The following is an 8,975-nucleotide window of genomic DNA, read 5'->3' as shown; positions in this document are numbered from 1 at the left end:
CCCCCGAGACGGCCCAGCCCGCGCAACCCGCGCCCCAGCAGGAGGACGAGGGCGGCACCGTCTCCGCCATGGCCGCGACGACCATCACCTGGGAGGACTTCACCCGGGTCCGGACCACCGTCTCCCTCACGTGCATCAGCGCCAGATACGCACATTCGTGTGCCTTCTGCGCGAACAACAACGACTACCTCCTGGAGTACACGAACAGCCAGTGCACCGGCCCGAATGACACCTTCAACTCGTGCATCACGTGCGACAAGGTGTGGCTCACCGACATCCAGCCCATCTACCTGCCGGACGGCGACCTCATCAACGTCGTCATCGAGCACAACGCCACGTCGTCGGACGTGGTGGAGTTCCGGCTGGAGTCCGGCTCGGCCGTGACGTGGTGGAAGCAGGTGGGCCTCGTCGGCGGCGGTGACCACTGGAAGGTGTGGAACCAGGACGGCAACTCCTGGTGCAACTGGCCCAACGCTTCGACGGCCCACTGCAACACCAACTCTCAGTGGACGAGCGTGGTGACCGCCCCCGGCACGTACTTCGTCTTCAGCAAGGCGAAGGGAATCTTCGCGGTCCCCACCGAGATGTACAAGCTCTACAACCTCGCGGACCGGCTCAGCGGTGGAGACCGCGTGACGTTCCGCTGGACCAAGGACTGACGCTGGAATTGTCAGCCATCCTGAAGAGGGAGTGGCTCCCAGGCCGGGTTCGGAGGTAATCTCAGACCCTTCCCGCAACTCAATGGTCAATGCAGTGGCATTTCAATATCCCGCTCTGGCTGTCTGTCGTTGGCGGAGCGCGGGGTTGCGGGAAGGAGCCGAATCTCTACCGTCGGGGAGACACGCGAATGAACACGAAGAAGAAGCTGGTCCTGAAAGTGGAAATCGTCCGCATCCTCGTTGACCCACAGCCTGCCGTGCAGGCCGGGCCGTGCTCCTCGACCCGGCCGCCGACCTGGGCGGGAGCTCCGGACCAGGCCTGAGCGGTTGTTCGTCGTACCTGAAGGCCACCTGCCGCGCGTCCAGCAGGCCGGCGCTCGGCAGGTGCCAGGGACATCGGCTCGCGGTTTCTCGGAGGGGTGCCGTGACGCCTGACAGAGGCCTGGCATAGGCTGCCTCTCGTTCCTTGCGAAAGGCCCTGCCTTGAAGGCTACCTATACCCTCAGTCACCCCGTGCTCCCCCTGGGGACGTCCTCGAAGGTCGATCTGCTGGTGACGTTCTCCGCCGGGGAAGGCGCTGCGTCCGCGCGGCGCTCGCTCAACCTGGGGCTCGTCATCGACCGCTCCGGCTCCATGGCGGGGGCGCCGCTGAAGAACGCCCTGCAGGCCGCGCGCGAGCTGGTGGACCGCATGAGCCCCCAGGACTCGCTGTCCATCGTGACCTATGACGACGCGGTCGCCACGGTGCTGGCCCCGGTCAAGGTCACCGACAAGGCGGCCATCGGCAAGGTGCTCGACACGGTCAACGCGGGCGGCTGCACCAACCTGAGCGGTGGGTGGCTCAAGGGTGTGGAGCACGTGAAGAGCCAGCAGTCCGGCGAGCGCATCAACCGCGTGCTGCTGCTCACGGATGGGCAGGCCAACGCCGGCATCCGGGACTCCGACCAGCTCATCAACATGGCCCGTGAGAAGTCCAACGCGGGCATCATGACCACGACGCTGGGCTTCGGAGCCAACTTCAACGAGGACCTGCTCATCGGCATGGCCAATGCCGGCGAGGGGCACTTCTATTACATCCAGTCCCCCGAGGACGCCGCGGGCGTGTTCGGCATCGAGATGGAGGGCCTGGGCTCGCTGGTGGCGCAGAACCTGGAGGTGGTGCTGAAGCCAGCCCCCTCCGTCAAGGTCGCGAGCGTGCTCAACCGCTACCGCACCGAAGCGCGCGGCCAGGAAGTCTCCGTGGGCCTGGGCGACGTGTACGCCACGGAGCCACGGCAGCTCGCGGCGGAGCTGTCGGTGGCTGCTCCGTCATCGGCCGGACCGACGGCGCTGGCCACGCTGGTCTTCAAGGCACAGGTGGTGGTGGACGGGAGCGTGCGGGAGGTCACGGGCGAGGTGCCCATCCTCGCGCAGCTGGCCCCCGCCGCGGAGTCGGCGGCGGTGTCGGCAGACCGGAACGTGCTGGCCCAGACGAGCCGCCTGCGCATCGCGCGCGTGAAGGACCAGGCCATCGAGCTGGCCGACAAGGGAGACCTGAGCTCGGCCTCCAAGCGGCTGCGTGAGGTCATCTCCGAGCTGTCCCAGCTCCTCGACAAGGCGTCGTACGAGCTTTCCGAGGAGGTGGAGCAGCTGTCGCATTACGCGCAGCGAATGGAGTCGCGCACGTACGACGCCGTCATCCGCAAGGAGCTCCGAGACCAGTCGTATCAGGCGGGCACGCGCACCCGTGGGGACCTGGCGCTGCGCGGGACGGCGGGAGGCTCGGCGGACAGCCTGGAGGCCGTGAGCGACGCGGGCAGTGGCATCGTGCTGGAGTGCGTGCGCGAGGGCGGCAAGCTGCGCGTGCACACCGTCTCGCCGGGGTATGACGCGAGCTTCAACGTGCAGTTCCCCCGGAGCGCGCGCGAGGAGGGCGTGCGCTACGTGGTGGAGAAGCTGGAGACGTCCGGAGACGGCACCTTCTACCGGGTGGTGGGCAACATCAAGCGGCTGGCGGCGCCGGGACAGGAGCGCTCGGCACGGAAGCAGGCGGCGGCCCCGGCGAAGACGGGCAAGCCCACGGCCTCGAAGGTGACGGCCACCTCGGCGGCGGACCTCCCCACGACGAACAGCGTGGGCACGGGCGTCATCGTCCAGTGCATCAAGGAGGGCAGCAAGCTGCGCGCCCGCGTGGTGTCGGACGGCTACGACCCGGATCTCAACATCCGCTTCCCGCGCGACATCCGCGAGGAGAACGTGCTCTACGTGGTGGACGAGATCATCACCATGGCCAATGGCAGCTCCTACATCGCCTGCGGCGACATCCGCCGGCTGGTGCAGTAGGGGACACTGAAACCAGGGCCGGAAGCTGCTGCGAGGCCAGCGGTTTCCGGCCCTGTTGATGCGCCGAAGCGTCAGGGCTTCTGGTTGGACAGCAGCCACTGGAAGGCATTCATGCCGGGAGTGATTTGACCTTGTCCACCCAGCCCTGTTCGTTCGCCAGCGCTGCCACGGGATCACCGCTGTTGTGGAAGGCCCAGACCGCCGTGTGATTGGCGACGATGCCAGCGCAAATGCCGGTGTTGGACGTTGCCGACCTCGCACCCGATGCAATCGGGATGGCTGCCGCGATCTTGCTGGCCCAGCGGATCGACTGGCCGCCGTCTACATAGGAGCCGGCCAACAAGGTCCAGGTTCCACCGCCACCCATGGACACCCCGGTCACATACACCCGCTTCGGATCGACGCGGTATGTCCTCAGCGCATGCTGCAACATGCCGCCGCTGTCATGGATGTTCCAGACACCCATGGTTCACGGACTCTGGGGTGACACCACGATGAAGCACTCGGTGCTTCCCGACGAGGTCTGGAAGCTAGGCCCGCCAGTCCGCTCGGCTCCCATCTCGACAGACCCCCGCTGACCGTGGGGCTGCTGGTGCTGTCGGGCGCGCTCGGGACGGAGCTGCGCCGGGACGGCTATCAGTTCCGTCCGCCCGAGGGCTTCCACATGGTGCGCTGGGAGCAGTACGCGGGCTCGCGCGCCGGGGCGGTGACGCTGGAGGCGGACGCGCCGCGCGCGCTGTCCGCGGCGCTGGCGGATGGCGAGGGCCCAGAGGCGGCCACGCTGCTGGTGTCGGTGGTGGAGCGGGGGGCATAGGAGTTGGAGCAGTTCCGTCAAGAAGCGCAGCGATTGCGGCAGGTGGCGCTGGTACCGCCGGGCGGCTGGCGCGTCGAAGGGCTCAGCGTGGAGGCCGCCGCGCAGTTGGAAGCTGGCCCCGCGCCAGGGAACGGAGGGGTCAAGGTGCTGCGCGACCGCCGATCTCCGGGAAGCGCTCATAGGCCCGCAGGAGCGCGGCCAGGTGGTCGGGATTGTCCAGGTCCAGCGGTGCGTCCGTGAGCTGCACGACCCACCCGCCCGACGCCGTTCGCCGCGCTCGCGTGAGCAGTTCTGAGTCGCGGGCTGGGTCCGGGAAGCCGATAGCCTTCGCGGCAGCGGCGGACCAGTAGTTCAGCCACCCGAGATAATAGGGAATCTCGGGCGAGCGGATGTGCTCGAAGAGCTTCAGGGCAGGCAGTCCCCGGCGTGGGGACGGCGGCCCTTGTGGCGTGGGTGCTGTCTGATACGCGATGTCCACCGCAGCTTCGTCCGGCGTCGCACGCCCCCAGAACGCGCGCGCGCCCTCTGCTACGGCTTCAAGTACATCCGCCGCTGCAGTGATGACGGTCGCGTCCAATGGTAGCTCCGCATGGACTTCAAATTGGGCCTGACCGACCGGGCTGAGGAATCCGGCTCTTTCCCTTCCCCAGACCGTCACGGGGTAACTGTCGTCCCCGTTGCACACAATGGGGAATCCGCCGTCTTCAATGCTTTCGATGAGCCACGCGTCACGCTGCGGCAATGCAATTGGACGCCCGCTATTGGAGAGCCGCCAACCAAGGCGCAAACCAGGGAGGGCTTTTTCCATTCCACGGACGCTATCGATTGTGCGGTGGTCTTTGTCCACAAGCGCAGGTGAGTAGACGATGATGCGAAGACTTTTGGGCGTACTCATCTAGTGCATCCCGTGACGACAACATTGAGTGTCTGATCTATCCCCAGCAATGCCTCTTTGTGCTGTTCTGTACTCACTCCCACGACGAAGCGATACCCACATGCCGCCGCGGCTTTTCGCTCCTTGTCCAACTGCTTGAATTCTCTCTCCAATTCCTGTTTTCGGACAAAGGCGTTGTATGTGTCGAACCGATGGGTCTTGATCTCCCACAGCACACGCACGCTGACTTGCAGCGCATCGAAGCGTACACCGTCAACGAGCACGTCCATTCCAGGATAACGGTTGGGCGGGAACTTGTCGGCGCACTCGTTATGCGGGGCATCCTTGCCCGCGTGAGGAACCGGGACGGGCCTGCACTCAGGGCGGCGCTCGTGCTCCAGTGGCTCAGTCGGCACTGGGGGCAACCAGTCCTGCCCTGATGGCTCCGGCTTGGGCTTTCGATCCGTTGAGGGTTCCTGTGGGGCGAGCTTCGTTTGGGGCGCGGGCTCCTCCTCTTCCGTACTGCTCCCTCTCAACTCATACGCATCTATCGCTTCTTTGATGGCAACTCCCACCACCACCACGCCCACGACGATCACCGCGCCCACAACGATCTCGGGAGCAGCCAAAACACAGAGGCCGATTCCCAGGGCAGCCGCGCCCGCCGAGGCAACGGAACACCTTCCCGTCCGGTCGCTGAACCGGACCCGGTCATGGTCGAGGGCTTGAAAGCACCGCTCCGCCAGCACGGGCCAAGGCTGGGACGCCTCACGGACAGCGCAGCGCCCCCCATCCTTCCACGGCAGCGTTGCGGCTCTCTGGAGGTTGGCGATCCTCGGGTTCCGGGACGCGCGCTCTGTTGGGCTTGGGACCGACGTAGCGCACGCCGAGAGGAGCAACAGAAGTGCAGCGCAGGCGCGGAGTCGTATTTCTACGTCCATTCAGTCGATTCAGCGAGCTGCGGGTCAGCGCCGTAAAGTTCAGCGGCGGGTAGACCTGCGTCCGTATGGAGCGGGCGAGCCACAAGGCGATTTACGGCGACACCCGGGCACGGAGCCAGGGCGGGTGCCGCAGCGTAGCCTGCCTATGGTCTCTCTCGACCGCGTCACGTGCGCGGCAACACTACGCCCCGAAGTAGAAGCGGTAGTGGACCTCGTTATCGCCCTGGGAGAAGCCCTTGAGCCGCTCGGTGCGCACGTTCTTCGCGCCCAGCACCTCGAGCCCGCGCTTCATGAAGCCGATGGTGATGTACTCGAAGTAGGTGTGCGAAATGGGCACGCCGGTGATGCGCAGATCCGCGGAGCGCTCGCCGGCCTCCACCTGCGCGGTGCCCGCGGTGAAGTAGCTCTTCCACACGCCCGGGAAGAACTGCAGGAAGCGGCGGTAGTCGGCCTGCGCGAACATGGCCTTGAGCTGCCCCTTCGTCAGCGCGTGCTCCGAGGCACTCTCACCGAAGGCCCAGTAGGCCTTCGGGTCGTTCTTGTAGAAGCGCGCCAGCAGCTCTTCCGAGAAGCGGAGGTACGAATCCACCGGCAGCCACGTCATCGGCAGCACCGGCTTCGTGAAGACGGGGTCCTTCTTCGCGAACTCCGTCAGGAACGTGCGCCACGCGGCCTCGCCGAAGTCCGCGACCACGGCATCGTGCCTCGCCAGGAACGCCGTGCCCTTGATCTCCATGATGTCTGTGTCTCCCCACGAGTCAGTGCGACGCGCGCTCGCGCCGCGTTCAGGAACCGGTGGATTGTCTCCACCCGCCCGCGTCGATGCGAGAGCAGGCATCCAGGCCCGCCAGCCCGCTCGGCTCCCATCTCGACAGACCCCCGCTGATCGCGAACGAACACGTCACTCCCGGAGCGGGCCGGAGTGACTCAGGGCCGGTCGCGAGTCACCCGCCGGCAGTGCCCGCTCCTGGAGCAGGCGGCCCGCCAGTCCCCTCTGGGCCACGGGCGCGCCGCTCGGCGTCCCCGAGGCCGGGCCCGGTGGGGTAGGGTGGGAGGCAGCCATGTTCGCCATCCTCCTCGCCGCCGTGCTCGCGCAGGCGCCAGTGGCCCCGGTGGAGCCGGGTCCGCCGCCGGACGCCGGTGTCCCCGAGGCCGCGCCTCCGGTGCCCCTGTCCGCGCTGCCGCCGGCTACCCATGAGCTCTTCAAACGCATCGAGGGCCGCGTCGCCCAGGTGCGCATCATCGAGCGCCGCTCCGGGACGCGCTCGTCCATCGGCTCGGCCTTCTTCGTCTCGGCCGCCGGGCACGCGGTGACGAACTACCACGTGGTCTCCGACGTGGTCATCCACCCGGAGGACTACTCCGCGGAGCTGGTGCTGCGCGGCACCAGCGAGCCCGTGCCCGTGCGCCTCATCGACGTGGACGTGGTGCACGACCTGGCCGTCATCCAGATGGGCACGCCCGTCACGGACTTCTTCGCCCTGGAGGACCGCGAGCCCCCGCAGGGCGCGCGCCTGTTCGCCATGGGCAACCCGAGGGACCTCGGCACCACCATCGTCGAGGGCACCTACAACGGCCTCATCCAGGACGCCCTCTACGAGCGGCTGCACTTCAGCGGCGCCATCAACCCCGGCATGAGCGGCGGGCCCACCCTCACCGGCGAGGGCCGCGTCGTCGGCGTCAACGTCGCCACCATGGGCAACCAGGTCGGCTTCCTCGTGCCGGTGCGCTACGCCCGCGAGCTGCTCGCCCGCGCGCTCCAGGCGAAGGAGACGGACGCCCAGGCGCTCCTGGCCACCGTGCGCACGCAGCTGTTGGACAACCAGCAGCGGCTCACCGAGCGGCTCCTGGAGGCGCCGCCGCCGAAGCACTCGCTGGGCAGCTACCACGTCCCCGGACGCTGGAGCCCCTTCCTCAAGTGCTGGGGCGACACGCCGCACGACCCCGAGGTGCCCTACACGGTGACGAACTACCAGTGCTCGTCCGAGGAGGACATCTACGTGTCCTCGAACCACCGCACGGGCGTGGTGGCCTTCCTGCACCAGCATGCCACCAGCCAGAAGCTGGGCGCGCTGCGCTTCTCCGCGCTCTACAGCGCGCTCTTCGCCCAGGACCCGGACGCGGTGGAGGCCACGCGCCAGGACGTCACCAACTACCGCTGCAAGTCGGAGTTCGTGGACGTGGGCGGCCTGCCCGTGCGCGCCGCGCTGTGCCTGCGCGCGTACCGGAAGTTTCCCGGCCTCTACGACGTGGTGCTGCGCGCCGCCACGCTGAACGCGGGCACCAGCGGCGTGGACACCTCGCTCACCCTCGCGGGCTTCACCGCCGACAACGGCCGCCGCATCGCCCGGCGCTACCTGGAGGCCCTGTCGTGGACGAAGTAATCTTCCTGGAGGTGCTGGAGGGCGACTCCGTCCAGGCCCGCCACCGGCTGGAGCGCTTCCCGGCCAGCGTGGGACGCGGCTACTCCAACGACGTCATCCTCGACGACCCGAAGGTGTCCGCCGAGCACCTGCGCATCGAGCGGCGCGAGGACGGCGCGCTGGTGCTGCGCGACGTGGGCAGCCACAACGGCACGTTCCGCGTGGAGCCCTGGGCGCCGCTCGCGGAGCTGGAGCTGGCCCCCGACACCCGCGTGGCCGTGGGGGACACCGTGCTGCGCTTCCGCTCGCGCAACCACCGGGTGGAGGACACCGTCGTCGGCCCGGCGCCCAGCGCGCCGCGCACGCGCGTATTTGAACGGCCGCGCACCTTCTCCCTGGCGCTGCTGGCGCTGCTGGGCGGGAGCCTCCTGGAGGGGTACCTCACCAACTACGGGCGCACGGACTGGGGCGAGCTGACCGTGGCGCTGGTGGCGCCGTTGGCGCTCGTGCTGCTGTGGGCCGGCGGCTGGTCGGTGGCGAGCCGCATCGCCCGCAAGCAGTTCCACTACCGCGCGCACGCGGCCATCGGCGCGCTGGTGCTGCTGTGCGGCCTGGTGATGCCCATGCTGCTGACGCTCGTGGGCTTCAGCCTGGGCGTGGGCGGTGGCATGCCGCTGGTGCACCACGCCGCCTTCCTGGGCCTGCTGGGCTGGGGCCTGTACTGGCACCTGCGCTACGTGACGCGGTGGGAGCCGGGGCGGCTGATGCGCGTGCTCGCCGCCGTCACCCTGGGGTTCGGCGCCGTGTCCCGCGCGGACGAGCTGTTGGGCAACGAGTCCTTCAGCGAGTCCCTGGACTTCCCCCGCACGCTGCTGCCTCCGGCGTTCCGCCTCGCGGGCGCCCGGCCGGTGGACGACTTCCTGGAGGACACGGCGGGCCTCCAGGAGGAAGTGGACGCGCTGGCGAAGGAGGAGTGAGCTGGACGTCGCGCATCCGGCCCTC

11 protein-coding genes are annotated in these 8,975 nt (G+C 68.1%); 6 read left to right on the top strand and 5 right to left on the bottom strand.

Features of this window, described 5'->3' with window-relative positions; all coding sequences use genetic code 11:
- The 3 genes from HG543_RS23670 to HG543_RS23665 form a co-directional block, all read left to right on the top strand.
- On the top strand, positions 1-659 hold a 659-nt coding region (locus HG543_RS23670), incomplete at its 5' end, for a hypothetical protein (protein WP_169347109.1).
- Positions 660-847: 188 nt separating this feature from the next.
- Positions 848-982, top strand: coding sequence for a hypothetical protein (locus tag HG543_RS56405; RefSeq protein ID WP_281404447.1), 135 nt, complete (start codon positions 848-850; stop codon positions 980-982).
- A gap of 160 nt (positions 983-1,142) precedes the next feature.
- Positions 1,143-2,981 carry a vWA domain-containing protein gene (locus HG543_RS23665; protein WP_169347108.1) on the top strand — a complete coding sequence of 613 codons (1,839 nt, stop codon included), beginning with the start codon at positions 1,143-1,145 and terminating at the stop codon, positions 2,979-2,981.
- Positions 2,982-3,090: 109 nt separating this feature from the next.
- On the opposite strand, the gene HG543_RS23660 is transcribed toward HG543_RS23665, so the two are convergent.
- On the bottom strand, positions 3,091-3,447 hold the full coding sequence (locus HG543_RS23660; RefSeq protein ID WP_169347107.1) for a hypothetical protein: 357 nt from the start codon (positions 3,445-3,447) through the stop codon (positions 3,091-3,093).
- Between the two features lie 114 nt (positions 3,448-3,561).
- Here HG543_RS23660 and HG543_RS23655 point away from each other — a divergent pair, with 114 nt between their 5' ends.
- Positions 3,562-3,795, top strand: coding sequence for a hypothetical protein (locus HG543_RS23655; RefSeq protein ID WP_246357248.1), 234 nt, complete (start codon positions 3,562-3,564; stop codon positions 3,793-3,795).
- Positions 3,796-3,934: 139 nt separating this feature from the next.
- Here the strand turns inward: HG543_RS23655 and HG543_RS23650 are convergent, their stop codons facing one another.
- The 4 genes from HG543_RS23650 to HG543_RS23635 all read right to left on the bottom strand — a co-directional run bounded on the left by HG543_RS23650 (position 3,935) and on the right by HG543_RS23635 (position 6,673).
- Positions 3,935-4,690, bottom strand: coding sequence for a DUF5953 family protein (locus tag HG543_RS23650; RefSeq protein ID WP_169347106.1), 756 nt, complete (start codon positions 4,688-4,690; stop codon positions 3,935-3,937).
- Complete coding sequence (locus tag HG543_RS23645; RefSeq protein WP_169347111.1) at positions 4,687-5,598, bottom strand: DUF6310 domain-containing protein; 912 nt, start codon at positions 5,596-5,598, stop codon at positions 4,687-4,689. Before HG543_RS23645 ends, HG543_RS23650 begins: the two co-directional genes overlap by 4 nt.
- A gap of 193 nt (positions 5,599-5,791) precedes the next feature.
- Positions 5,792-6,346, bottom strand: coding sequence for a hypothetical protein (locus HG543_RS23640; protein ID WP_169347105.1), 555 nt, complete (start codon positions 6,344-6,346; stop codon positions 5,792-5,794).
- A gap of 165 nt (positions 6,347-6,511) precedes the next feature.
- Positions 6,512-6,673 (bottom strand): hypothetical protein, encoded by a 162-nt coding sequence (locus tag HG543_RS23635; protein WP_169347104.1) that lies wholly within the window; start codon positions 6,671-6,673, stop codon positions 6,512-6,514.
- On the opposite strand from HG543_RS23635, the gene HG543_RS23630 reads away from it, so the two are divergent.
- Positions 6,672-7,994: a S1C family serine protease gene (locus HG543_RS23630; RefSeq protein ID WP_169347103.1), complete on the top strand. Its 1,323-nt coding sequence runs from the start codon at positions 6,672-6,674 to the stop codon at positions 7,992-7,994. The genes HG543_RS23635 and HG543_RS23630 overlap by 2 nt on opposite strands.
- Positions 7,982-8,950, top strand: coding sequence for an FHA domain-containing protein (locus tag HG543_RS23625; protein ID WP_169347102.1), 969 nt, complete (start codon positions 7,982-7,984; stop codon positions 8,948-8,950). Before HG543_RS23630 ends, HG543_RS23625 begins: the two co-directional genes overlap by 13 nt.
- Positions 8,951-8,975: the final 25 nt, after the last annotated feature.

Source organism: Pyxidicoccus fallax (genome assembly GCF_012933655.1).
Taxonomy (GTDB): domain Bacteria; phylum Myxococcota; class Myxococcia; order Myxococcales; family Myxococcaceae; genus Myxococcus; species Myxococcus fallax.
Note: the sequence above shows the minus strand (reverse complement) of the source record. Positions and strands in the feature narration are given on the sequence as shown.